This window comes from Kocuria sp. KH4 (assembly GCF_053711175.1).
Genome location: NZ_JBSJYX010000031.1, coordinates 1 through 23,360 on the forward strand (window position 1 = coordinate 1; position 23,360 = coordinate 23,360).

The 23,360-nt window shown below is 68.1% G+C and carries 35 protein-coding genes; 31 read left to right on the plus strand and 4 right to left on the minus strand.

The genetic code is table 11. From position 1 onward, the window contains the following. Nucleotides 1-841 precede the first annotated feature (841 nt). From ACWCOM_RS17070 to ACWCOM_RS17085, 4 genes are all read right to left on the minus strand, one after another. On the minus strand, nucleotides 842-1,243 hold the full coding sequence (locus ACWCOM_RS17070) for an ImmA/IrrE family metallo-endopeptidase (protein ID WP_454549942.1): 402 nt from the start codon (nucleotides 1,241-1,243) through the stop codon (nucleotides 842-844). An 89-nt stretch (nucleotides 1,244-1,332) separates the two neighbouring features. Beyond that, nucleotides 1,333-2,025: a hypothetical protein gene (locus ACWCOM_RS17075; protein ID WP_454549943.1), complete on the minus strand. Its 693-nt coding sequence runs from the start codon at nucleotides 2,023-2,025 to the stop codon at nucleotides 1,333-1,335. A 119-nt stretch (nucleotides 2,026-2,144) separates the two neighbouring features. Then, entirely contained in the window at nucleotides 2,145-2,864 is a 720-nt protein-coding gene (locus ACWCOM_RS17080) for a HipA family kinase (protein ID WP_454549944.1), read from the minus strand. A 126-nt stretch (nucleotides 2,865-2,990) separates the two neighbouring features. Then, nucleotides 2,991-3,701 (minus strand): hypothetical protein, encoded by a 711-nt coding sequence (locus tag ACWCOM_RS17085; protein WP_454549945.1) that lies wholly within the window; start codon nucleotides 3,699-3,701, stop codon nucleotides 2,991-2,993. A 167-nt stretch (nucleotides 3,702-3,868) separates the two neighbouring features. Here ACWCOM_RS17085 and ACWCOM_RS17090 point away from each other — a divergent pair, with 167 nt between their 5' ends. From ACWCOM_RS17090 to ACWCOM_RS17240, 31 genes are all read left to right on the plus strand, one after another. Further along, nucleotides 3,869-4,228, plus strand: a complete 360-nt coding sequence (locus ACWCOM_RS17090; protein WP_454549946.1) for a helix-turn-helix transcriptional regulator — start codon at nucleotides 3,869-3,871, stop codon at nucleotides 4,226-4,228. Beyond that, nucleotides 4,225-4,536, plus strand: coding sequence for a helix-turn-helix domain-containing protein (locus ACWCOM_RS17095; protein WP_454549947.1), 312 nt, complete (start codon nucleotides 4,225-4,227; stop codon nucleotides 4,534-4,536). Before ACWCOM_RS17090 ends, ACWCOM_RS17095 begins: the two co-directional genes overlap by 4 nt. A 104-nt stretch (nucleotides 4,537-4,640) precedes the next feature. After that, entirely contained in the window at nucleotides 4,641-5,255 is a 615-nt protein-coding gene (locus ACWCOM_RS17100; RefSeq protein WP_454549948.1) for a hypothetical protein, read from the plus strand. Between the two features lie 31 nt (nucleotides 5,256-5,286). Continuing rightward, the gene (locus ACWCOM_RS17105) at nucleotides 5,287-6,087 is read left to right on the plus strand and encodes a phage antirepressor KilAC domain-containing protein (protein WP_454549949.1); all 801 of its coding nucleotides are present in this window, start codon (nucleotides 5,287-5,289) and stop codon (nucleotides 6,085-6,087) included. Continuing rightward, entirely contained in the window at nucleotides 6,084-6,323 is a 240-nt protein-coding gene (locus ACWCOM_RS17110; protein ID WP_454549950.1) for a hypothetical protein, read from the plus strand. The genes ACWCOM_RS17105 and ACWCOM_RS17110 overlap by 4 nt, the downstream gene beginning before the upstream one ends. Continuing rightward, nucleotides 6,316-6,495, plus strand: a complete 180-nt coding sequence (locus ACWCOM_RS17115; protein ID WP_454549951.1) for a hypothetical protein — start codon at nucleotides 6,316-6,318, stop codon at nucleotides 6,493-6,495. The genes ACWCOM_RS17110 and ACWCOM_RS17115 overlap by 8 nt, the downstream gene beginning before the upstream one ends. After that, complete coding sequence (locus ACWCOM_RS17120; protein WP_454549952.1) at nucleotides 6,488-6,955, plus strand: hypothetical protein; 468 nt, start codon at nucleotides 6,488-6,490, stop codon at nucleotides 6,953-6,955. Before ACWCOM_RS17115 ends, ACWCOM_RS17120 begins: the two co-directional genes overlap by 8 nt. A gap of 67 nt (nucleotides 6,956-7,022) precedes the next feature. Continuing rightward, nucleotides 7,023-7,799 (plus strand): hypothetical protein, encoded by a 777-nt coding sequence (locus tag ACWCOM_RS17125; protein ID WP_454549953.1) that lies wholly within the window; start codon nucleotides 7,023-7,025, stop codon nucleotides 7,797-7,799. Nucleotides 7,800-7,870: 71 nt separating this feature from the next. Then, a complete protein-coding gene (locus ACWCOM_RS17130; RefSeq protein WP_454549954.1) occupies nucleotides 7,871-8,056 on the plus strand; it encodes a hypothetical protein in 186 nt (61 codons plus the stop codon). After that, nucleotides 8,049-8,528 carry a DUF3263 domain-containing protein gene (locus ACWCOM_RS17135; protein ID WP_454549955.1) on the plus strand — a complete coding sequence of 160 codons (480 nt, stop codon included), beginning with the start codon at nucleotides 8,049-8,051 and terminating at the stop codon, nucleotides 8,526-8,528. Before ACWCOM_RS17130 ends, ACWCOM_RS17135 begins: the two co-directional genes overlap by 8 nt. 2 nt (nucleotides 8,529-8,530) lie before the next feature. Next, nucleotides 8,531-9,133: a hypothetical protein gene (locus ACWCOM_RS17140; RefSeq protein WP_454549956.1), complete on the plus strand. Its 603-nt coding sequence runs from the start codon at nucleotides 8,531-8,533 to the stop codon at nucleotides 9,131-9,133. After that, nucleotides 9,126-9,494 carry a hypothetical protein gene (locus ACWCOM_RS17145; RefSeq protein WP_454549957.1) on the plus strand — a complete coding sequence of 123 codons (369 nt, stop codon included), beginning with the start codon at nucleotides 9,126-9,128 and terminating at the stop codon, nucleotides 9,492-9,494. The genes ACWCOM_RS17140 and ACWCOM_RS17145 overlap by 8 nt, the downstream gene beginning before the upstream one ends. Further along, entirely contained in the window at nucleotides 9,491-9,844 is a 354-nt protein-coding gene (locus ACWCOM_RS17150; protein ID WP_454549959.1) for a glutaredoxin family protein, read from the plus strand. The genes ACWCOM_RS17145 and ACWCOM_RS17150 overlap by 4 nt, the downstream gene beginning before the upstream one ends. Then, complete coding sequence (locus tag ACWCOM_RS17155; protein WP_454549960.1) at nucleotides 9,841-10,971, plus strand: DNA translocase FtsK; 1,131 nt, start codon at nucleotides 9,841-9,843, stop codon at nucleotides 10,969-10,971. Before ACWCOM_RS17150 ends, ACWCOM_RS17155 begins: the two co-directional genes overlap by 4 nt. After that, complete coding sequence (locus ACWCOM_RS17160) at nucleotides 10,968-11,303, plus strand: hypothetical protein (protein ID WP_454549961.1); 336 nt, start codon at nucleotides 10,968-10,970, stop codon at nucleotides 11,301-11,303. Before ACWCOM_RS17155 ends, ACWCOM_RS17160 begins: the two co-directional genes overlap by 4 nt. 2 nt (nucleotides 11,304-11,305) lie before the next feature. Beyond that, nucleotides 11,306-11,542, plus strand: a complete 237-nt coding sequence (locus ACWCOM_RS17165) for a hypothetical protein (protein WP_454549962.1) — start codon at nucleotides 11,306-11,308, stop codon at nucleotides 11,540-11,542. Next, nucleotides 11,539-12,000 carry a hypothetical protein gene (locus ACWCOM_RS17170; RefSeq protein WP_454549963.1) on the plus strand — a complete coding sequence of 154 codons (462 nt, stop codon included), beginning with the start codon at nucleotides 11,539-11,541 and terminating at the stop codon, nucleotides 11,998-12,000. The genes ACWCOM_RS17165 and ACWCOM_RS17170 overlap by 4 nt, the downstream gene beginning before the upstream one ends. Then, nucleotides 11,997-12,941, plus strand: coding sequence for a hypothetical protein (locus ACWCOM_RS17175; protein WP_454549964.1), 945 nt, complete (start codon nucleotides 11,997-11,999; stop codon nucleotides 12,939-12,941). The genes ACWCOM_RS17170 and ACWCOM_RS17175 overlap by 4 nt, the downstream gene beginning before the upstream one ends. A 304-nt stretch (nucleotides 12,942-13,245) precedes the next feature. Then, entirely contained in the window at nucleotides 13,246-13,431 is a 186-nt protein-coding gene (locus ACWCOM_RS17180) for a hypothetical protein (RefSeq protein ID WP_454549966.1), read from the plus strand. A gap of 113 nt (nucleotides 13,432-13,544) precedes the next feature. Beyond that, on the plus strand, nucleotides 13,545-14,594 hold the full coding sequence (locus tag ACWCOM_RS17185; RefSeq protein WP_454549967.1) for an HNH endonuclease: 1,050 nt from the start codon (nucleotides 13,545-13,547) through the stop codon (nucleotides 14,592-14,594). Further along, on the plus strand, nucleotides 14,591-14,935 hold the full coding sequence (locus ACWCOM_RS17190) for a VRR-NUC domain-containing protein (protein WP_454549968.1): 345 nt from the start codon (nucleotides 14,591-14,593) through the stop codon (nucleotides 14,933-14,935). The genes ACWCOM_RS17185 and ACWCOM_RS17190 overlap by 4 nt, the downstream gene beginning before the upstream one ends. Continuing rightward, a complete protein-coding gene (locus tag ACWCOM_RS17195) occupies nucleotides 14,932-15,702 on the plus strand; it encodes a hypothetical protein (RefSeq protein WP_454549969.1) in 771 nt (256 codons plus the stop codon). The genes ACWCOM_RS17190 and ACWCOM_RS17195 overlap by 4 nt, the downstream gene beginning before the upstream one ends. Nucleotides 15,703-16,198: 496 nt before the next feature. Beyond that, complete coding sequence (locus ACWCOM_RS17200; protein ID WP_454549970.1) at nucleotides 16,199-16,417, plus strand: hypothetical protein; 219 nt, start codon at nucleotides 16,199-16,201, stop codon at nucleotides 16,415-16,417. 159 nt (nucleotides 16,418-16,576) lie between these two features. Beyond that, nucleotides 16,577-16,777, plus strand: coding sequence for a hypothetical protein (locus tag ACWCOM_RS17205; protein WP_454549971.1), 201 nt, complete (start codon nucleotides 16,577-16,579; stop codon nucleotides 16,775-16,777). After that, entirely contained in the window at nucleotides 16,777-17,076 is a 300-nt protein-coding gene (locus ACWCOM_RS17210; RefSeq protein ID WP_454549972.1) for a hypothetical protein, read from the plus strand. Before ACWCOM_RS17205 ends, ACWCOM_RS17210 begins: the two co-directional genes overlap by 1 nt. A gap of 142 nt (nucleotides 17,077-17,218) precedes the next feature. Then, entirely contained in the window at nucleotides 17,219-17,473 is a 255-nt protein-coding gene (locus ACWCOM_RS17215; protein ID WP_454549973.1) for a hypothetical protein, read from the plus strand. A gap of 65 nt (nucleotides 17,474-17,538) precedes the next feature. After that, nucleotides 17,539-18,009 (plus strand): phage terminase small subunit, encoded by a 471-nt coding sequence (locus tag ACWCOM_RS17220; RefSeq protein WP_454549995.1) that lies wholly within the window; start codon nucleotides 17,539-17,541, stop codon nucleotides 18,007-18,009. A gap of 6 nt (nucleotides 18,010-18,015) precedes the next feature. Then, complete coding sequence (locus tag ACWCOM_RS17225; protein ID WP_454549974.1) at nucleotides 18,016-19,734, plus strand: hypothetical protein; 1,719 nt, start codon at nucleotides 18,016-18,018, stop codon at nucleotides 19,732-19,734. A gap of 30 nt (nucleotides 19,735-19,764) precedes the next feature. Next, nucleotides 19,765-21,180: a hypothetical protein gene (locus tag ACWCOM_RS17230; protein WP_454549975.1), complete on the plus strand. Its 1,416-nt coding sequence runs from the start codon at nucleotides 19,765-19,767 to the stop codon at nucleotides 21,178-21,180. Next, entirely contained in the window at nucleotides 21,173-22,285 is a 1,113-nt protein-coding gene (locus ACWCOM_RS17235; protein ID WP_454549976.1) for a hypothetical protein, read from the plus strand. The genes ACWCOM_RS17230 and ACWCOM_RS17235 overlap by 8 nt, the downstream gene beginning before the upstream one ends. After that, nucleotides 22,282-23,340 (plus strand): AAA family ATPase, encoded by a 1,059-nt coding sequence (locus ACWCOM_RS17240; RefSeq protein ID WP_454549977.1) that lies wholly within the window; start codon nucleotides 22,282-22,284, stop codon nucleotides 23,338-23,340. Before ACWCOM_RS17235 ends, ACWCOM_RS17240 begins: the two co-directional genes overlap by 4 nt. Nucleotides 23,341-23,360 lie beyond the last annotated feature (20 nt).

Below are 23,360 nucleotides of genomic sequence, written 5' to 3' on the forward strand. Positions count from 1 at the left end.
CCCCCCCCCCCCTGCCCCGCCCCGCAGGTCCGGCAGCGGGCCGCAGTCCTTGGTGGTGTGGTCCTTGCCGTCGCGACGGGCTCGCCGAGGTGGGTGGGGATCGGGGCCTGGCCGTGGGGTTCCTGTCGGGTGGGGAGGTCATCCGCCAGAAGCATCGGCGCCGACGGCCAGGCTCCGCCGGACGGTGTGGCGGCAGATGTTCGGGCGCGCGGCCCGTCGCGGTGCCGCAGCCATGACCTCCAGGCGCAACGTCGAAGCCGTCGACGTGCCCAAGAAGATTGTTCGGGCGCTCACGGTCCCTGAAGGTCCACGACCTGCGTGAAGGTCTCGGAGACGTCCGGGATGCCCTGGACGTGCTCCCGGCGACGGGTGCACGTATCGGCGGGATGCCGGCATCCTGTGGGCCGTCGGCCGAAGCCGGGCCGGGCAGTCCGAGGGGGTCGATCACCGGAACAAGGATCCGCCTCGCATCCGCGCCGCTGCAGGCACTCGTGGGGCGTCGGGCGTTCCGGCTGCGTCTGCGCGGCTCGGCCGCTCGTCCGAGGTCCGCACGGTCGGGCACGATGTCGAGAAGCTCACGGGCATTCCCGACGCGACGGACGCGCTCGCAGTGTTCGGAGAGCACGTGTCGGGCTTGCGCTGGAAGCACCACCTCCCACCGAACAACGAACCCCCTCCCACTGGCACGGTGCCTGATGAGAGGGGGTCTCCGGTGCCCCAGGAGGGAGTCGAACACCAATGGGCTAGGCGTAACGTAGCGCAACCATATGGAAACCGTGGGGAACGGTAGGGAGCGATTCAAGTCCCGCGGGGCACGCCGTTGACGGCGTCAACAGGCGGTTCAGCACTCCCCTGCGCCGTCCCAGTGGCCCGACTGCAGGCTGTTTCGCTCCTCGTGGGTGCTCCAGCGCATCCGGTCTCGCAGGACCGCCGGCGTCACGCCGAGATCACCGGCCAGCCCGTGCACCGAGCCTTGCCAGTGCCTCACCGCCCAGAGCTTGGGGAAGGGAATTAGCAGCCGGGCGGTGCTCGCACGGACCTTTTCCTCCACAGCCTCGGACTGGTGCCCTTCATGACCTTCTGCGAGGTGCACGAGCTCGTGCGCCAGCGCGCACCTTTGCTCGATCTCGGTCAAGCGGTCATCGAGCCAGATGGTCGCGTGACCATCTGTCATGCCGGCGTGCCTGACAAGGCGACGGTGGTGAACGGTGACGTGTGGGGGGAGCACGGCCCAAGGGTTCATGCGTTTGAACCTAGACAGTCCTGGGGACAGGACAACAAGTGCGACACGCCAAACCCACTCCCAGCACCACGACGATTTGGTTGACCTACTTATGCGTCGACAATTTCACGCAGTTGATCCGCGGCCTCGTCTTCGTTATCGATGTCAATCGCGTGGGCAATTGCCTCTATCGGACGCAAAGCCTTGTCAAGGGCGCTATCGCTTTTGTAAGCGCGGTGTGACACGAAGGCTACGAGTTCAGTCTTGGGATCCACCCGCGTGACAGCATCAATGCGAGCTTTCAAGCCTAGAATTGAAGTTGGTTGCGCCGAAACTAGCTCCATCACCTGGTAATGCTCTCGGGTGAGGCCAAAGTCGAACGGGATCATGACTTCATCGTCGTCATCCCGCCACTTGCCTGGCACCTCCACCTCTTCCTCAGCAGGTATCAAGGCCTTGGTAAGAATTGCACGGACCCGATCCTCAAGAGTGTTTCGTTCCCCGGGGGGCTGCTGTACTAGATCCTGGAACAGCACATCGGTAAACAAAGACCAATTTTCCTCAGGCCGCATGTGTAAACCCGCCTTGATGACCCGGAAGTTGCCACCCCGACGTCGTTGGAATGCCTCGACTTCTTCCCATTTGCCGGCCATCGCGCGCCGGGAGTAGTAGTCGACCCACGATTGGTAGACGTGCTTGTCGACCTGAAAAGCTCGGAGCCTGCGCCCATCAACTTTCCCATCGGGTTTCAGGGCAGCGAAGCGCATGTGCCATCCCTCCGGCGACTCCACGAGCACGCCCATGTTGCGCGCCTCATGCTTGCGGAGGTCTGCCGTGTACTGCAGTAAGTACCACGTAGCACCCATGGACGTCGCCTCCTCCCCTGCCTAAGGTCCCTGGACCGATCAATCTAGGAGCTGGTTCAGACATCGCCTAGCGGTGACATCCCGTGCCGGTCAAGCGGATTTCCATTCAACTTATAGGTCTCTGCACAGAGATGCCGTATGACCCGCGCTCGGTCGATCAGGAAGCGCTCGTAGGCCCGGCCGTTGGCGCGGGTAACCAGCCTTCGTCGGATGGCCCCTTGCACGGCGGTTTGCGCCCACTGTGAACCATGGGTCTCGATCATGGTGATCCAGACCGCGAAGAGCGTGGGATCCCATGGCAGGTCCACCATGGCGCTGGCAGCCCGCGCGGCCCCAACGGCGGCTGTTAGGGCTTCGAGTCGGGGATCATCGCCCGTGAACGCCTTCTCATGGTCAATCGCCCACAAGCCTAGATCGGGAGCCCATAGGAGGTTCTCCTCGGTCCGATCCGCATTGAGGACCCAAGCATCAAGTGCCGCAATCCCAGCAAGGATGTGCGGCTCCTGTGTGAGCACATCGTGGAGCGACGGCGGCGCGAATTCCTGGCCGGTTCCTCCAACTATGGCAGTGGCCCATCCTTCACCAAATTCGATGTCTGTCTTGGCCACTTCGCCAAATGGCACAGGGACACCCAGAGAGTTGGCCAGCCGAGCCGTCAGGTACTCATGAAGCAGCATGGCGTGACCCGCAGGGTCCTGCTGCTTGACGAGAACTTGCGCGGTTCCGTTGAAGATCTCCTGTGTCCCCAGCTCTTCGTTGTAGACCAGGTCGGTCACCGCGAGTCCTGGCATTCCGCGCCTTGGTGGCACCAGCAATACCGCCTTCCCTTAACAGGAGCCGCGCGTCGTGTAGCTACCTGCCGGCTCTCCCCTTACCCCGCCCAGCCCGAGCGAAGTTGTGATCTAGTCTTGCGACCCCTCAGCGTCCGCGTCTTGTTGCTCGCGCGCGAGGATGCTCTCCTGCGGTTCGTCGTAGCCGGCCAGCAGGTCCTCGTCCGGAAGCGGGATCTCTTCTTGCCCGGCCTCACGCGCGCGGCGCCGGCGGGCGAGCTCGTCGCCCTCGGTGCCGCCGTCCTCTGCGTTCTCCGTGTCCCTGGATGAGGTAGATGCCTCATCCAGCAGGGAGTGCAGGGTGGAGCGCTCGCGGCGCTCCGGGTCGGTTGCGGGGCTCTCCCCCGCGTGGGTAATGGGGGCGGTACTGACTGCATTCCCACCACGCTCCTCGAGTTGAGCGAGCCGGCGTAGAAGCTCCTGCTCGCGGCGGTTCTGTTGAAGAAGTCCGCGGGCAAGGTCGATGAGCATCTTGCGCTGGTCCGGGCGTAGCTCGTCGATGTCGGGCGGTAGCTGGTCCTGGAGTCGGGTCTGAGGCAGCGGCATGCCTGCTGCTTCGTAGGCCTTCTCTTGCGGGATGCCGGCCAGCTGGGCCAGAGCGTCGAGCGTGCTGCGCTTGGGGCGCGAGGTGTAGATGCCGTTGAGGATCTTGTCCACGGTCGTGTACGACAACGTCAGCCCTCTGGACTTCGCGATGCGGTCGAGCTCGCGGCCTCGGGCGCCGTTGTGGCGGTCCGATGCTGCTTGCGCGATATCGCGGAGGGTGAGGGGCTGGTTCGTCATGCTTCGATCCTCAACGTGCTGGTTCTAGTAGTGCCACTGGCCAGAAGCGAAAAAAATAAAAGTGACATCCTTACTGGCCGCTACTTTACGGGGAACGCGGGACATAGCGTTGACAAGTGAATGGCATCTGCGGCACGCTTCACTTGTCAGCAGTTCGAGAAAGGATCATGATGAACACGTACGCCGGATACAACCCCATCGATCGCAAGCCATACAGGCGTCCCCGGAAGCGTCTGATCAGGGAGGTGAACATGAAGCCCATTGACCGCAGCAAGCTGGCCAAACGCCGCAAGGCCGAGGGCTACACCCAGCGGCAGCTGGCCGCACTGTGCAGCTGCTCGCAGGCCGCCATCTCGGGACTCGAGGCCGGCAACATGCTTCGATGCTCGGAGGACCTGGCCAAGCAGATCGCGAAGTGGCTGCGCCGCGACGTGGACGAGCTGTTCGACCGCGAGGAGAACACTCGCGTGACCCGAATGACAAACGCGGCAGGCTCCAAGCATCACGCCGTGCCGGTGGCGGCATGAGCGCCGTCGAGGGGTTCCGCGGCTACTCCCCCAAGGAGGTCGCCGAGATGACGGGCCTGCACAGCGAGCACGAGCTGCGGCGCATGGCCCGCACGGACGAGATCGCTCACCACCGCGGGAGCCGCAACAAGATCGTCTTCTTCCCCGAGGACATCAAGGCCCTCAAGCAGGCCGCGCGACGGACACCGACGAAGAGCGCCGCGGCCCCGACGCAACTGAGCGCGGTGGCCGAGCAGGCATCCCAGCCCGACCCGTTCCGCTCGACCAGCCGGTCCCGGGCAGCACACCGGACCCGCAAGACCGCATAAGAAAAGCGGCCACCTGAGCCAACAGGCGACCGCTTCCTCCGGGGCGCATCTCACCTCGAACCCCGGACAGATCCAAGCCAATGAATCCGACAAGGAGTCTACCGATGTCTCTCGACAAGATGCAGCAGTCCCCGAACCACCCGACCCTGCGAGCCCAGCGCGCCCGGGTCGTGTCGGTCGAGCAGTACGCCACCGAACGCGCCGACGCCTGGCGCTACTTCGGCCGCCTCCTCCGGGCCGAGCGCCTCCTCCGGGGCATCACCCGGGAGCGGGCGCTGGAGGCCATGGACCTCCACTCCGTGCACCACGACTACGTGCTCCAGGAGATCGAGGCCGGCACCCACGAGCTCGACGTGACCTGGGCCCGACGGATGCAGGAGCGCCTCGGCATGCCGGTGGTCCACCTCATGATCCAGGCCGGCGTCGCGACGGTCACCGAGCTGGCAGCCACCGGCGACGACATGCCGCTCGCCGGCCGCCCGGTTCCTGCCCCCGCCCGGGGTCCGGTCCGCCGTTCCGCCGCGCACCGCCGGGCCGAGGCGCTCGCCGTGATTGGCACGGTGCTCGGCGCCGTGCTCCTCACCGCCGCCCTCGTCCTCTTCGTCGCTGGGTACGGCGGCTGGGGAGCCCTCGTGGGCGCCATCGGCTGGCTCGTCGTCTCCCCACCGCTGGCCATCATCGGCGCTCGCCTGATGGACAACCAAACCCGCCGCGGCTGACCCAACACCACGCCAGAAGGGACCGATTCCGATGACCGACCTCACTCTCTTCGACGGAGACCGGGTCTCCCCGTTCGACAGCATCCGCCAGATGGACGACCACGGCGACGAGTTCTGGTCCGCCCGCGACATGATGCCGCTGCAGGGCTACGGCGCCGACTGGCGCAACTTCGTCGCCTCCATCGACCGGGCCAAGGCCACGGCCGCGAACCAGGGCATGGACCCCGCCAGGCTTTTCGTTGCCGTCACCGAAAAGTCCGGCGGCCGGCCCCGCGAGGACTACCGGCTCTCCCGCTACGCCGCCTACCTCGTGGCAATGAACGGCGACCCCCGCAAGCCCGAGGTCGCCGCCGCCCAGTCCTACTTCGCGATCCGCACCCGCGAAGCCGAGACCACCCCGCCGACCGCCCCGGCCGAGCTGACCCGCATGGAGATCCTGCAGCTGGCGCTCGCCGCTGAGGAGGAGAACCAGCAGCTGCGCGGCGCCCTCGAGGTGGCCCGCCCGAAGGTCGAGGCCTTTGAGTCCTTCGTCTCCTCGGTCGGGGACTACTCGGTCAACGAGGCGGCCAAGACGGTGTCCCGTCACCTCGGCTTCATCGTCGGGGAGCGACGCCTCCGCTCGAAGCTCGAGGAGTGGGGCTGGATCTACCGCCAGTGCGGCGCCCCGCGGGCACGGCAGTCCCAGGTCGACAACGGCCGTCTGCACGAGAAGGCCCGCTACCACTCCTGCCCGGTTACCGGTGAGCGCGTCGTCGACACGCCCCAGGTCCGGGTCACCGCCAAGGGTCTGGATGCGATCCGCACCCGCCTTGCCCGGGAGAACGCAGCATGAGCGCCACCGACGCCGCCGTCGCCCCGGCCGACCAGACCGCGCCCAGGGTGATCCGTCCGGGCGATCCCGAGCCGGACCACGCCAGCCGGTGGCGCAAGCCCCAGCACGACACGGGCACGTTCCTGCGCTGGTGGCCCGAGCACCAGGGGTGGAGCTGGCTCGGCCGGTTCGGCGTCCCCTGGGACACCGTCATGCAGAGCAACCCCGAGCTCATCGAGGTGACCGACCGTGGCTGACATCGCGCTCGCCGTCGTCACGGCGATCACCACCCTGCTCGGCCCCGCGGCCGGCCCTCTTTCCGGAGGCCTGCCGATCGTCGCCTTGATCGCACTCATCTCCATCGGGCTGGCCGTCCTGCCGGCCGCCCACCGCGCCGATCAAGCCCAGGAGGTGGCCGACCGTGGCTGACCTCCGCAAGTTCTTCGCCGCCCTCGTCGGGATCGTCGAGGCCGAGCCCACCCAGCAGGACTTCGTCATCGTCCACTCCCTCTCCAGCATTGAGGAGCCCACCTTGTCCCCTCTCGCCGCGGTCCTCGCACCGCCCATCGTTGACCCCACACACGGCCGTGCCCCGCGCCGCACCGGGAACCCGCGCCTGCGCATCCGCACCGTCTCCGGCATTCGGCTGGCCGCCGGCCTCCCCGCGGCCGACCCCCGCAACCTCACCGGCCGCCGCGCCGGCCTCTACGTCGCCGAGTGGGAAGTCTGGCTGCTCGACGACAACGGCCAGGAGCACGCGCTCGGCTTCCACGCCACCGGCGCAGACGCACTCGCCGACCTCCCGGTCGTCCTGCGCGAGGTCGGTCTCCTCAACGAGGACGGCACACGCCCATCCGAGGACGAGGAGCGTGAGTCCCGTGCCGCGTGAGAGTAGCGCAGCAGCAGAGCGTAGACGCGAGCTGGCTCGGGCGTACGCGGAGAAGTACGGGAGTGTCATGGCACCGCCGTCCGCTCGCCGTCCCATCGTGCCGTCCGAGGAGATCGCTGCCGCGGTCGCCAGGGTCGGCGAGGACGCGACGCAGGCCGTCGGCCCGGACTGCCTGCTGAACACCCGGGAATCGGTCATGTACCTCGGCGTGGGAAGCACCACCTTCAGCAAGTGGATCAAGCGTCACGGCTTGCCCGTGGCCGTCGGCAAACGAGCACCCGGCGCGAAGTGCTTCTACCGGGTGGCGGACCTCGAAGCTATGCGCCAACGAGCTGAGCGGGCGCGGGCGGGAGCGCCGGAACCGGCGCCCGCCCCCACCCCGCAGTCCAAGCCCACCGTGCGTACGACCAAGATGCCGCGCATCACCGAGCAGACCGTCGAAGCACACGCCCGCCTGGACAAGCTCGTGCGCCTCATCCGCGAGGGCATGCCCGTCCACGAAGCATCGATCGAGGCCGGATACGCCAAAAGTTCCACGGCCAGGGCCACAGCCACCCGCCTCAACCGAACCGACGCGCTGGCCGTGCTACCAGACGGACGCATTGCCGAGAACTCACACATCGCCGAGCGGAAGCGGGCGAGGACGAAGAAGCGGTTGGACAAGTTCGCTGCGCTGTTGCGTCAGGGCGTACCCGCCGATGAGGCCGCCGTTCGGATGGGCTGGTCCGGAATCCACCCAATCAAGGCAACGGCAAGGCTTCATGGACGCGACGACGTCCTGGCTTTGATTCCGGACCGCCGCAAGCCCCAGCCCGCTTCCAAGGCCGTGGAGCGTGCAGCATGACCGCCGCGCCCAGCACACGCCCGCCCGTGCAGTTCTCAGACCGCCAGAGGTTCCAGGCACGCATCCGTGAAGTGGCCACTGCACAGCCGGCCACCGCCGACGAGGCCTGCACCGCAGCCCGCAACGTCGCCGCCGACTACCCCTGGGCCACGGACCGCGACGTCGCCAACGAGCTGGTCAACGTCCTCGGCACCGGCTGGGGCGCGATCTACCTTCACTGGGCCCACGAGCAGAAGCGGAGGCCAGGCCGTGCTTGAGACCGCCGCCGCCCTCGCCTGCTGCTGTCTCCCCGCAGACGGTGAGAAGCCCGCCCGCCGCTCGCTGGCCTGCCCCCGCCACGGGTGCACCTGCGGCACAGGCCGCGCCACCCGCCTCGAGCACCGCGGCGCCGTGGACGGCTCCTGCCCCACCCACGGCACCGGCGCCCAGGGCAACGACTCGGACCGCCTCCCCTCCCCCACCGTCCTGCACCTCCCGCCCCTGGACCCCACCGCGCTCACCGCAGTGGACGTGGCGATCCTCGCCAACGAGAAGCGCTCCTGGAAATACCAGGGCGCCAAGGAACAGGAGTGCGCTCGCATCATGGGCGGCTCCCACTACGGGGCCGGCACCGGCCCCACCGTCACCCGCTACTTCCAACGCCTCAACCAACTCATCGACAACCCCGCGGCGCTCGCCGCGGAGCCCGCCCTGATCGCCCGTCTCCGGGCCCAACGAGAGGACCACTGACCATGACCACCAACGAGCCCCGGACGTTCCGGAAGAAGCCCGTCGAAATCGAGGCCATGCGTTACGAGGGCACCACGGAGTCGGCTAACCACATCCTTAGTTGGATCGGACGCCTCGGCGGCGCCGCCGAGCGGAAGAACCGGACCAAGCCGGAGGCAGGTCTGGTGATCACCACCGCGGAGGGCCTCATGCTCGCCTCCCCCGGCGACTACGTCATCAGGGAGCCCTTCCCCACCGACGACCGAAAGTTCTACCCGTGCAAGCCGGACATCTTCGAGGCCACCTACGCCGAGGCGTCGACCGAGGACGAGAAGACCGGGCCCGTATCCATCGTCTTCGACACATGGGAGCAGCTCTCCACCTACGCCGAAAGCGGCCACTTCAACGGCCTCGCCCAGCTCAGAGAGGCCGACGGCCGCGCCTGGCTCTACTTCGAGAGCGAGGACGGCCCGATGTGCCTCCGCCCCTGGAACGAAGACGAGGAGGCCCTCACCAAGGCCAAGGCAGGGACCCTCGTCGTCGCCTGCTTCGCCGAGCCTGATGACTTCACCTACCCCGTCACGGTGACCGTCGACTACTACGCACCGGAGGCCCCCGGTGTCTGAGTACCCCGAGTACGAGCAGCTGCAGGAGCTCCGCGCCGAGGATCGCCGGCGCCGGGCGTTGTCCGGCTTCCACATCCGCGTCAACGACCGGCTGGGCACGGACCTTCGGATCTCGATCGGAGAACTCGCCTTCCGATACGCCCTCCTGCAGATCCATCGCCAGCTGCTCGACGCCCAGGTGCATGCCGCCCGCCTCCGCATGGACGCACGGCACCCCATAGCCCCCAATGCGCGCTGGCACCGCCGGCGGATTACCCGAATTGCCCACCAGTACGACGCCATCGCCCGCAGCGCTCGCCGCGACCTGGTCGTGCTTCAGCGTCCCGACCGCCCCGTGATCAAGAAGGGACTTACCCGATGAACTACCCCGCCCAAGAGAGGGAGGACGTGCTCGCCGGCGTCCTCAGCTCGCTCGACGCCACGATCGCCCAAGACAGGGCCGTTGTGGTCTATGGAAAGCCGTCGTGCGTCCAGTGCGACCGCACCAAGGCATGGCTGATCCGCAATGGAGTCCAGTTCAGCGAAACCGACGTGTCCTCCGATCCGGCCGCCATGCGTTTCGTGACCGAGGTCCTTGGCTACCAAGCCGTGCCGGTCGTCGTCGTCGAAGACCCGGACGCCGGGCCGAACCAGGAGTCAGGCGTCCACTGGTACGGCTACCGCCCGGACCGTCTCGCCGCGGTCCTGCCATCGATTGGAGTGCGGCCATGAGCGTGTTCAGCGTGGCCGGGTCGGACCTGGCGAAGGCGATCAAGGCGGTGGCGCCGCATGTGCCCCGCGACAAGGACAGCGCCGAGGCGTCGTGCATGCACTTCCACGTGACCTCGACGGCGGAGCTGCTGGTCTCCGGTTCCGAGGGCGGCACGGGTGCGACGGCCGCGGTGTCGCTGTACGCGGACGACTGGGACGGGGAGCTGGTGGACTTCGCCCTTCATAAGGACGACGCCGCGCAGATCCCCGGAGTGCTCGCCCCGCGGGACGAGACGGTCGTGGAGATCACCGTGACCCACCAGGTGACGAAGCTCCCGCCGGAGTTCCACACGAAGACCGGGGAGCAGCTGCCCGCGAAGGAGGAGCGCCGCACCGAGGTGGAGTTCGTGGAGGCCGACAAAATGTTCGGCGGCCGCCGCGTCCGGATGGCCGGCATCGACGCCCGGGACTACGGGCCCGAGCGCATGTGGTCCAAGCTCCGCGCCTCCGTGCTCGTGCCCTCAACACTGGCGGACCTCTCCACCGACCCGGAGCTGCTCGGCCGGTTCCGCACCGCCACGAAGCTCTACAAGGACGACGCCGAATTCCGCGTCGCCGGCCGCACCGACATCTACATCCAGGTCGGCAACCACTTCATGGGCTACTGCACCGGCTGGTCCACGGACACCCCGGCCGAGGGCATCGCCCACGCCGACTGGCACCCCCGCCTCGACGCCGCCCTCGACGGCAGCCAGAAGCACGACAGCTTCCGCACCGAGGTGATCGGCATGGTCGACGAGGCCATGACCGACATCGTCCGCGACATGGCCGACCAGGGCATCACCGTCGAGTTCCAGCAAGGCGACATCCGCCGCGCCCTCGGAGAAGACACCCCCACCCCGACCGGCGACGATGCCCTTCTCCGCCAGGCCGCTGAGCTCGTCATCACCACCCAGTTCGGCTCCGTCTCCATGCTCCAGCGCAAACTCCGCGTCGGCTTTGCCCGGGCCCTCCGTCTCAGCGAAGACCTCGCCGAGCTCGGCATCCTCGGCCCCGCAGGGCCCGGTAAGAGCCGCGACGTCCTCATCAAGGCCGAAGACCTCGCAACGGCACTCGCGGCTCTGGGGACGACGGAGGTGGACGCATGATGCCGGAGCCGATCGAGATCCCGGAGCTGGGCGGTGACGTCGTTCGGATCCCGGGCAACACGACCGAGTCCCTCACGGTGACCGTCCAGGTGCCGGCGTCGCTCGACAAGGACACCTGGGACTTGCTCTTCCCGGGTATGCCCCGGCCGGAGCAGCCCCGTTACCGCCTGGCGCCCAAGACCCAGGACGGAGCAGAGCCCATCTTCTACGAAGGCATCTTCGTCCCGGTCGAGGGAGGAGTGGAGTTCCGCGAGGATCCCGTCCCCACTGACCGCGAACCGGTCGTGCTCTACATCGCCTACCCACCAACCACCACGGACGAGGAGTCCTGACCATGGCCATGCACCAGACCATCACCCAGACCGCAGCCAGCGCCGAGACCGGCCTGACCATGTCCGAGCTGGAGGCGTTCGTGGACGAGGCCCGGCGAGTCGGGATCGCGCCGGACACGCGCATCCGGGTCACTGCCGGCTTCCGCTCGCAGATCAAGGCAATCCGCACCTACGGACCTCAGGACGCGCAGACGGACGCTTTCATCGACGTCTTCGCTCCGAAGGGCGGTGAGGCATGATTCCCATCGATCAGGACATCCTCGCGGCCAACGACGATGGCACGGACGCCAACGGTGTCCCCGGGAACTGCTACCAGGCGTGCCTGGCGTCCATCGTCGAGAAACCACTGGCCAACGTCCCGCACATCGTCTCGCTCCCGGGGGACTGGTGGATCAACGTCCAGGCCTGGGCGCACCACGAGGGCCTCATGCACACCTTCCTCGGCGCCGACGACGAGGACCGCCTGACGGCCATCCGTCAGGCCGGGGACGTGCTCGGCATCATCGGTGCCGGACCTTCCCCACGCGGCCCGTTCCTGCACGCCGTGGTCCTCGACCCGGACACCCTGCAGATCGCCCACGACCCTCACCCGTCCCGGAGGGGACTGACCGAGACGCAGGCCATCGAGGTCATCTGGCGTCCCCACCGGGTGCCGCTGACGCACATCGATGCTCTCCCAGAGGGGGTCGCAGCGTGAGCATGCAGATTCTTTCACTCGGAGCCGGCGTTCAGTCCACGGCGCTGCTCCTCATGTCCGCCCTGGGCACACTGCCCAAGCTGGACGGGGCGATCTTCTCGGATACCGGGTGGGAGCCGGCGGCCGTCTACGAGCACCTCAACAGGATCGAGCGGGAGATCGCCCAGCCGGCAGGCATTCCGATCTACCGTGTCTCCTCCGGGAACATACGTAATGACGCCCTGGACCCGTCGCACCGCTTCGCATCCATGCCGCTCTACATCAAGAACCGCGACGGCGGAGACGGCATGACCCGCCGACAGTGCACCAGCGAGTACAAGCTCAAGCCGATCAAGGAAAAGGTCCGAGAGCTGCTGGGCGCACCGGCCCGCGAGGATGGCAAGCCCGGCCGAGTGCCCCGCGGCCGGTACGTCGAGCAGTGGGTCGGGATCAGCACCGACGAGCGAGACCGGGCGCTGGACCAGGACGGAAAGCTGAAGACCGGCGATGTCTCCTACTCCCGCAACAAGTACCCGCTGCTGGAGCTTGGCATGGACCGGGACGCCTGCCGCGCGATACTCACCCGGCACGGCTTCGAGACGACCCCCAAGTCGGCCTGCATCGGCTGCCCGTTCCACACCAACAGGCAGTGGCGCGAGCTCCGCGATAACAGCCCCGCGGAATGGAACGACGCCGTGTCCTTCGACAGGGCCATCCGCGCCGGGTCAGCTCGAGCGACCGAGCAAGGCCAACCGCTGCTCGGTCAAGCCTTCCTACACCGATCCCGGATACCGCTGGCAGAGGCACCGATCGACCGGGTGACCTATCGCGAATGGGCGGATCGCCAGGGCGACGTGCTGCAAGCCATCGCCCTCGCGGAGTTCGAGGAGTCCCTCGAAGACGACAGCTCCCTCAACGGCTGCTCCCCGTTCTCATGCACCGCCGATGGAGGCCAGGCATGACCCGCCACCACCACTCCTGCGCCGGCACCCGGCCACTCCCGGCCCGGGCCGGCCAGGTGTGGGGCTGCTGGTGCGGCCAAGGCTGGCACGCCACCACCGCCAACGACGTCTTCACTGGCGGCCCGCTCCTCATCTGGGCCCGCATCAGCTGGTGGAACGTCCGCGCCCGCCGCCGCCTTGCCCATCAGTCCAGGAGCTCCAGGTGAACCGCCCCCAGCTCATGGGCGCCGGCGCTCGCCGCGATGCCCCGGCCGGGCCGAGAGACCTGTCCCGGTCCCACTCGGCCACGGCCGGGGATGTGGCAATGACGCAGGCCTACGCGGGGCGGCTGATCAGCATCGGTACCTCGGACGGCCCCGGCCTGGTCACCTTGACCGGCGCCGAGACCTACTCCGATGCCGTGGTGCTGGAGTTCCGCTACCGCGATAGCCGCATCAGCTCCCGGCGCCTGGACCCCGCCACCACTGTCCTGATCCACCGCACCCGCTAGGAGACCTCCGAGATGCTCCCACCAGCACCAGTCATCCACCGCCCTGACTCCGGCCGCCCGGCCGTCGAGCGGGTCCCGGCCGCCCACGCGGCGGCGACGGAGGTGGGTGCCTGATGTCTTGGCTGAGGTCCTCGGACGCGTCCCACTCCCACCCGGCGGTGTTCCAGGCCCTGGAGCACGATCAGGCCGATGACCGCACGGTCAACGAGCTGTTTGGGTGCATGTCCCGGTGCGCCGCCTATGTGGCGGCCTTCGAGGGTGACTACGTCATCCGTCTGGGCCCGTTCAAGCAGATCGCCGGGATGTCCCGGTGGCAGCTGCTGGCGGACCAGGCCGTCTCCGCGGGGTACGCCACCCGCGTCGAGCTCGAGGACGGCGCTGAGGCGCTGCGCCTGGTGGAGGACGAGGAGCTGTTCCACATGATTCCCCGCTCCGCCCGTGACTGGGCGAATCAGCGCAACCGCGACGCGCGCAACATCGCGCTCACGGTCCCGGTCCGTCTGCGTGACGGCGACGGCTGCCGCTGGTGCGGGGTCATCGTGAACTGGCGGGACCGCAAGTCCGCCCGCGGTGGCACCTACGACCACCTCATCCCGGGCAAGGCCGCCACCCCGGAGACATTCGTGGTGGCGTGCAAGACCTGCAACAGCGCCCGCCAGGACGACCTGGCGTCGTGGGACAAGGAGCTCTACCCGATCCCGTCCAAGCCCTACTACACGGCCCACAGCGCCGCGTGGCTGGCCTCCCACGGCGAGCACGTCGAGGCCACCGACGGCGCCCGCAAGACCCGCCCCCGTGCCTCCGCCCAGGACGACGGCACCGGACCCGCAGCCCACTCGGAGACGACTCCCGCGCCCGCGGTGCAGACGCCCGAGCAGCAGCCGGCCCCGGCCCCGGAACCACCAGCGTCGCAGGCACCAAAGACCGATCCGGCAGATTCGGGCAGATCCGACCAGATGCCAGCTATCGCAGATCCGGATATGTCGGGTCGGGACGGGTCGGGCCGGGCCGGGCCGGGTAGGGACAGGCCAGGCCGGGACGGGCGCCGCGCTGATCCACCCCCTACGGAGAGCCGTCACGAGAACCCATCCACAGACCGACCACGCCCAGATGACCACCACCAGAGCAAGCGCAAGAGGCCGCGCAGGAGGAAGCGGAAGTGACCACCACCAAGAAGACCAGGCCGTCCCCCAACGATCCGATGTACCGGTGGAGCGAAACCGAGTTCCAGACCTTCTTGCTGCAGCGCGCCGCCGGCCATGGCTGGTCCCTGCGCTATCACACCTACGACTCCCGCCGCTCCGCCCCCGGCTTCCCCGATCTCGTGCTCGTCCATCCCGTCCGGGGCCGCACGATCTTCCGGGAGCTCAAGACCGAGACCGGCCGGGTCTCTCCCGACCAACGCGGATGGATCGACGGCCTCACCGCCGGCGGCTCCGACGCCGCCGTGTGGCGCCCCTCCGACTACCTCTCCGGCCTCATCGAACAGGAACTCCGCTCATGAGCACTTGCTACTGCACTGCCCCAGCCACGACTGGCACCCTCTGCACCCATCACCTCGGCCAGCTCCGCAAGCACCTGTGGGCCGCACCCGAGATCTTGCGCGAGCTGGACATCACCATCACCGGGCAAGACGCCCAGGGCGGTGGCGGCGGAGCAGGTGGCACGCCGATGGCCTTCAACGAGACCGCCTCCACTCGGAAGGACGATCTGCTCCTCGTACTTCACTCGGCCGCCGGTGCCGCCGACCCGCAGCTACGCCACCGCTTCGACGAGTCACCAGCCGATCTGATCGCCCGAGCCCTCGGCCACCTCGACACCCTGGCCCGCTCCCCGCACATCCACACGATCGCCCAGGACCTGGCGTACGCCCTTGAGCAGGCCGAGCACGTCATGCAGCCGGCCGCGGAGCGAATCATCTACGGACCATGCGAGTGCGGGGTGGAACTCACCGCGCCGAAGGGCGCCGACGTGGCATGGTGCCGGGGGTGCGGCGGACGCCATGAGGTGACCGCAGTGAAGCAGTGGTGGGATGTGCAAGTCCGCGACTACCTGGACCAGGCCACGGGAACGCTTCGGCAGATCACCGATTGGCTCCAGCTGGAGGGCTACGACATCTCACCTCGCACGGTGGAGAAATGGCCTGAGCGCAGGCGCAACCGGTTGATCGGATGCGTGCAGGAGGGCGCACCGACGACGTACAGCTACTCTCAGGCCCGCGGACTCGCAAAAAAGCACAGCGAGCGCCGGACGCGTGTGCTTGCCTCGTGAGCGTTTTTGGGGGATGATGCGTATCAATATGGGTTAGTTGTCGAAAGGCCCCGGTAGAGCGACCAGGCTCCCGGGGCCTTCGTCATGCCCGGCACCGTGTGTGCCGCCCGTACTCCCGCGCCACGCCTGCCGGACAACGCAGCCCGGGCCCGCGCGGGATCCACGGCCTGGTCTTCTCAGCGAGCGCCCCGCGCATCTGTCGTGGGAGCGCCCACCAGGCTGTCCGCCCGGCCCCGTCCTCATCCCCCGAGGGCGGGGCCGGCGCTCAGAGCAAACGCCGGCCCCACTGTTCTCCCACTGCAGTGGTGCACAAGGGCCGGATTTCTTCTCGGGTGAGTTGTCCGGGTGGCCCCGACGAGGCGACTCACCCGTGCTACACCAACCACCGGCACCGGGCACCGCTACCTGCCACCACCACCGCCGATGGGTTGCCAGCCTGGCCAGCTGGGGCGTGAGCCGGATGAGGCCATCTACTTCGAGGACCCTGGAGGCCGACATGGCAAGCGATCCTGACCGGTACGCGCGATTGCAGATGCAGTCCAGGGCGGAGCAGGCCCGCGGCGAGCAGACGCTACGGCGTCTGCGGGCCGCGGGGAACAACCCGTACACCGCCCGCAATGAACCGGAGCGGCGGACCTACTCGGACCCGACAGCGGACCAGGCCATCGGCAACGTGGACCGTGAGCGCCGGCAGCAGTCGTTGCGGCGGTGGTGACCGGTGGGACGCGTGGCCTTGTGCAAGAGCCCGGGGTGTGACCGGTTGCCGGTCTACTCGGGCTGGTGCTGGGAGTGTGGCCAGGAGCGGCAGCTCCAGCACGCGCCGCTGGGGTTCGTCGAGTGGAACGCACCGGACATCGACTGAGGTGGTGACGAGGTGGCGGACAACAACGAGCTGGAGAAGTACTGGAAGCTCGGGCCCGGCGCGATCAAGATCCGTTGGAAGACGAGCGGGGACTTCACCCGGTGCCGGCGCAACCTCGTCAAGCACGTCGGCCTGGCCCGTGCCAATCGCATCTGCGCGCAGTGGCACTTCGACATGAACGGGTACTGGCCGGGCGACAAGAGGAACCGCTGATGCCGTGGTCGGGCCGGAGCGGCCGGACGAAGCAGCTGCCGAAGGACTGGCCGAAGCGCCGGGCCAAGCAGCTCGCGGCGGACGGACACCGATGCACCTACGTCTCGCCTGACACCGGACAGCGATGCACCGCGAAGGCCACCGATGTGCACCACCAGGGGCCGCCGGATGACCACGACGACCTCACGTCGCTGTGTTCGTGGCATCACGACCGGATCACCGGGGCCCAGGGCGCGACGTCGCCGCGCCGGCCGCGTGAGCGCCGCTCCGCGGAGCGGCATCCGGGACTGATCGACTGAGTCTGTGACTGATTGTGACGAGGGGGGCGGGGACCCCCTCCCCCGGGTGTCTGTCCCCCCTCCCGCAGCGTTCTGCTTCTCGCTGTGCGCGTGGGTCTGGGGGAATCCTGACCAGGAGAAATGCATGGACCGGACCTGTATAATGTGTGGCTTTTCGTTCATCGCCGTGCACAAGCGGGGCCGCCCTCAGCTGTACTGCACGGTCGAGTGCCGGCGCCTGGCCGAGTACGAGATCGGCCGGTTGAACCGGCGCCTGGAACAGCTGGAGTCGAGGCGCGCGGAGATCGCCGCGAACGGCCACAAGTGGGAGCAGAAACTGCTCATCCCCCTTGACGCCCAGATAGAAGAAGCGACCGCCCGGCTCCGGGATCTGCTCAGCGCACCTGCTGACCCGTGAGCCTCCTACTGCCGCGCCCCTGACAGCGTCACGCCGCCGGGGCCCCGTCACAGGAGGTGATCGCCATGGCCGGCACTGGCCCCGCCCCAAAGCAGGGACGCACGCGCGCCCGCGACACCACCGAGCGGACCAACCTAGCCGACGACCGGAATCGCCCGCGCTCGCTGGTGAAGTCCTCGATCAAGCTCGGTCCGCCCCTGCCCAAAGACGCGCTGCCCGGCGGCGAAGACTGGCACCCCGTCACGAAGCGCTGGTACGACCACTGGCGCGCCTCACCGCAGGCCTCCCGCATGCTCTCCGAGCCGGACTGGGACGTGCTGATCGATACCGCCCTGATGCACCACCAGATGTGGTCCAAGGGCCGGTGGGAGTTCGCCGCGGAAATCCGGCTGCGCGTGGCCAAGTTCGGCGCAACTCCGGAGGACCGCCTGCGCCTGCGGTCGGAGATCGAGGTGCCCGAGACGACGCCGGTCGGTGATGCCGCCGAGGCGTCGGTGACGTCGCTGGACTCCCGCCGCGGCCGGATCAAGGACTGAGCCGCCATGCCTCACAAAGTTGTCCGTCCGCCCGGGTCCTCGCGGAGCCGGTCGCTCGGGTGGCTGGGGCTGTGGTGGATTGAGACCTTCGTCGTGCACGGCCCCGGCGGCGTGGCCGGCCAGCCGATCCGCCACGGGGACGAGTACTCCCAGCTCATCGTTGACTGCTACGCCGTGGACGGCAACGGCAAGCGGCTGGTGGACTCGGCGTTCTTCTCCCGCCCCAAGGGCTGCAACAAGTCCGGGGTAGCCGCTGAGCTCGTGCTCTTCGAGGCCCTCGGCCCGTGCCGCTTCGACGGCTGGGCCAAGGGCGGGGAGACCTTCGAGTTCCTCGGGCAGGTCTACACCTACGAGGCGGGCGAGCCCATGGGCCGGCCGGTCGTGTACCCCTACGTGCGGATCATGGCCACCGAGGAAGGCCAGACCGGCAACGTCTTCGACATGGTCTACCTCAACCTCACGCAAGGGCCCCTGGCCCAGCTGAGGGCCTACGGCCTCGACGTCGGCCAAACCCGCGTACTGCTCCCGTACGGCGGGGAGATCACCCCGTCCACCGCTGGCTCCGCCTCCAAGGACGGCGGCAAGGAGACCTTTGCCGTCTTCGACGAGACCCACCTGTACAACACCCCGCAGCTGCGGGCGATGTACCAGACCGTCACCCGCAACCTGTCCAAGCGCAAGAAGGACGCCGAGCCCTGGTACATCGAGACCACCACGATGTACCTGCCCGGTGAGGAGTCCATTGCCGAGGCCACCTACAAGTACGCCCACCTCATCGAGGAGTCCATCGCCGCGCTCGCGGCCGGTGGACGCCCGAAGGTCCGCGGTCGACTGCGGCTGCTCTACGACCACCGCTGGTCGGACCTGAAGGACCTCTCTGACGAGGGCGCCCTGACCGAGGCGATCGAGGAGTCCTACGGCGAGGCCATGGACTGGAACAGCATCGAGGGCGTGGTCGACAAGATCTTCGACCCCCGGCACTCCCCGGCCGCAGCACGGCGCTACTACCTCAACGGGCTCTCCGAGGCGTCCAACGCCTGGGTCACCCCAGCCGAGGTCGCCGAGGTCACCGCTGGCATGCCCGCGGTCGGCCTCGACGAAATCGCCCCCGGGGAGCGGATCGCCCTGGGCTTCGACGGCGCCCAGACCGACGACGCCACCGCCCTGGTGGGCTGCCGAATCTCCGACGGGTACCTCTTCGAGGTGCTCATCCAGGAGTGCCCAGACGGCCCGGAGGCCGCCGACTGGCGCGTAGACGAGCTCGCATTCGACGCCGCGGTGCACCGGATGTTCACCGACTACGAGGTCGTGGCTTTCTTCGCGGACCCGCCGCACTGGCTGGACCGGATCGAGGCGTGGGAGCGGGAGTTCGGCGAGCAGCTGCGCGCCAAGGCCGGCGCCCAGTCCGCGATCAAGTGGTGGACGAAGCTCGACACCAAGATGGCCCTGGCACTGGAGCGGCTTCACCTGCAGATCTCCACCGCCGGCATCCGCGTCTCGGCCAACCCAGTGTTCGTGCGCCACCTGATCAACGCCCGCCGGTGGTCCCGCCGTGGCGGGATCGTGATCGGCAAAGAGGGCAAGAACAGTGTGCGGAAGGTCGACGGGGCCGTGGCCGGAACGCTGGCTTTCGAGGCCCGTGCGGCTTTTCTCAACGCACCCGTTGAGGAAAAGGAAAAGACCTTCGTGCCGTTCCGTGTCGGCGGCGCTCGCCGGCGCCGCTAGAAACACCACCAGCCCTGAGAGGGAGGACTCATGTTCGAGCTCGTCGACGGTTACGTGGCGTTCACTCGTATGTCTGAGATCCCGCGCGGGTCGGACGAGTGGTGGTTTGTGCACTTGTCCAAGAAGCTGGGGAAGCGACTCCCGCATGTGCACACGCAGCAGCAGTGGATTGATGGCAATCCGCCGTTGCCCTACCCCGACAAGCAGGGTGAAGGTTTCGACCGGCTCCAGCGCATCGCCCGCCTCAACCCGGCCGAGATCATCCTCAATGCCCGGGTGCACCGGATGCAGCCGCGGGCGTTTCGCACCGCGGTGGATTCCTCAGCCAACGGCGACGACGTCGTGAACCGGATCATGAAGGAGTCCGACGCGGCCGCGGTATTTGAGCAGGCCCTGCGCTGGGCGCTGGGCCTGGGCAATGGGGCACTTGCGGTGGACTATCGTGAGCCGGCAGATCCGTCGTCGGGGGTGTTGTTCACCGCTGAGCACCCGTCCCAGGTGATCGTGGAGCCTGACCCGCGGGACCCAGCCCGGTCGATCGCTGCGCTGAAGGTCTATCGGGACGAGGCGGCTGACGAGGACGTCGCGGTGCTGTGGCGCCCCGGCTATCAGAGGATCGCCCGGCACACCGGGCCAACGATTCTGCCGCGCGCCACGGCTTCCTCGTGGGCGCTGCACCCGGTGAACTGGCAGATCGATCCCCGGCTCTACCCCATGCCCGTGGACGAGGTCCCGGTATACGAGCTCGGCGACGGTCGCTCCTGCTTCGAGAAGCACATCCCGGACATGCTGCGAATCAACCACACGATCCTGCAGCGAATGATCTTGATCGCCCTGCAGGCGTTCCGGCAGCGCGCGGTCAAGGGCGTGCCGCGGACGGATCCGGAGACCGGTGAGGAGATCGACTACGAAGCGATCTTTGAGACCGGGCCGGGTGAGCTGTGGATTCTGCCCGGGACGGCGGACTTCTGGGAGTCTGGGCAGGCTGACATTTCCCCGGTGCTCAAGAGTGTCCAGGACGACTTGAAGAACCTCTCGGCCGTGTCCAACACCCCGCTGTACATGCTCGCCCCGGACGCGGCCAATGAGTCCGCCACCGGAGCCGACCTCAAGCGTGAGGGCATCGTGTTCGAGATCGAGTCCCGCATTCGGCAGGTGGACGGCAAGTTCATCTCCGCGATGCACGCGGCGCTGATGCTCGCCGAGGAGGAGGCCCGGGCTGAACGGGCCCAGATCCGCACCGTGTGGGCGAACCCGCGCCGGTCTTCGCTGACCGAACGCGCTGAGGCTGGCCGGACGGCCAAGGCCGCAGGAGTGCCGTGGCGTGAGCGGATGGAGCTGTTCCTGGAGCTGACACCGGAGCAGATCGCCGAAGCGGAGCGACACCGCTCAGAGGACGCGCTGCTGGCCGTGGTGACGGGCGCCGAGGAAGTGACTGATGGCTGATCTGCGCGTGCTCACCAAGCTCGTGGACGCGCAGGCGGCGATCACCGCGAAACTGACCGGCGTGCTGCTCGAGCAGCTGCGCACCCTATGGAGCGACTTCGACGGCTGGTACGACGGGGAACTGGTGCGCACTCAAGCGCGCGCCTCCGCGTCCCTGGTGGAGACCACGCAGGCCGAGGTCCGGAAGCAGACCACCGCCTACATGCGCCAGGTTTACCAGGAGATGGATGCCATCTTCCCGGAGGACGACATCGACCACGAGCTCCTCGGCTTCCAGTACGCCCGCCACGGCGTGGACGTCGAGGCCGTCTACGAACGTCCCGTGGAGCAGTACCGGCGGGCCCGGTCCATGAACGTCCCCGAAGTCGCAGCCCGGGCCTCCGCGCTCCAACGCGTCCAGCGCCTGGCCGAGACGGACATGATGCTCACCCAACGCCACCAGGAGCACGAGGTCATCCGCACCCCGCCCTCCGCCCGGGAGAAGCAGGTCGAACAGCGCAAGCCGGCGGCCCGCCGAAAGTCCGAGGTTAAGGGTTATCGCCGCATCATCCACCCCGAGCGATCCAAGAACGGCACGTGCGGCCTGTGCGCGGCGGCCGCATCCCGGATCTATAGCGTCGAGGACCTCATGCCGGTCCACAGCGGGTGCCAGTGCACGGTTCTGCCGATCACCAGCGCCGGCGACCCGGGACTGACCCTCAACGAGGCCGACCTGAACCGCCTCTACGGGGCGGCCGGATCCACCAGCCGGCAGGACCTCTCGCACGTACGCGTCGTCATCGACGAGCACGGGGAGCTGGGCGCGGTGATGCGCGAGGACGGAACGACCGAGCTCACCGAGGACAGCCCGCGCATGACGGCCGCCCGGCGCGAATCTATCCGCAAGGCCAAGGACGCCCCGGCGCGACCGAACCCGGCTGAGCGGATTGAGGAGCTCAAGCGCAAGATCGCCTCGGCCGAGAACTCCATTGCCTGGGCGGACACCCTCGAGGAGGACGTCACCGACCGCCGCTCACGCGCCTACTGGGTCGTGTCCACGGCGCGGAATCGGATCACCCGTTACCAGCGGGAGATCGAGGCGCTGAGCAGGAGGTCGGCGGCATGACCATCCGCACCGTCTGCGGGCCCCCGGGGGCCGGGAAGACGACCTACGTCGCGGCCCACGCCCAGCCGGAAGACCTGGTCGTGGACCTGGACGAGATCCGCACCCGTTACTCCGACCGCGAGACCGCCGCCTCGGTGCGCTCGCTGATGGAGCGCACCGCTCGGGACTACCAGCGCGGGGACGTGTGGATCATCCGTACGCTCGCCGACCCGGCCGCCCGCCACGAGCACGCACAGCGCGTGGGCGCCGACGAGGTCATCGTGCTCGCGACCCCACCCGAAGAAGCCACCCGGCGCGCCCAAGAGCGCGACGGGACGACAGACCTGATGGAGCCGATCACCCGATGGTGGGAGACGTACTCCCCCCACGACGGCGACATCACGATTAGCCCCGACAGGGGCGACGACACACCTGACAAGGAGCACACCGTGGGACAGCAGAACAGCCAGAACCAGCAGGGCAAGGGCGCCACGCCCCCTGCTACTGACGCCCAACAGGCCCAGCAGGCCCAGCAGGCAGGCCAGCAGGAACCCGATCGCAGCTTTCCCGCGGACACCCCGCTCGAGCAGATGACCGTGGAGCAGCGCGAGGCCTACTGGCGGCACCACTCGCGCAAGCACGAGAGAACTGCCAACTCCCGGGCGGACTACGACGACGTGCTCGCCGAGCGTGACCGTCTCCGGACCCAGCTCGGCCAGCAGCCCGAACCGCAACGACAGCAGCAGGAGCAGACCCCGAACCTCGACGAGGTCCGTTCGCAGGCCCGTGCCGCAGCGCTCGCGGAGGTCGCCGAGGAGCGGGTGCGCGACGCGTTCGCCAACCGTGCCTTCGGGGTCGAGCAGGATGACCTCGACGCGTTCCTGGAGCACCTGAACCTGTCCACCTTTATCAAAGACGGCCGCGTCGACACGGATGCCGTCAACCGGTCGCTCGCCATGATCGACCGCGCCCCCGCCGCCCCGACGCGGCGCAACCACCTGGGACGCCGGACCTCCGAGGGCGCATCCTCCGTCTCTGCTGGGCGTGAGCGCTACAAGGCGCAGCACCAGCGCTGACCCTTCATCTCCAGAAAGGC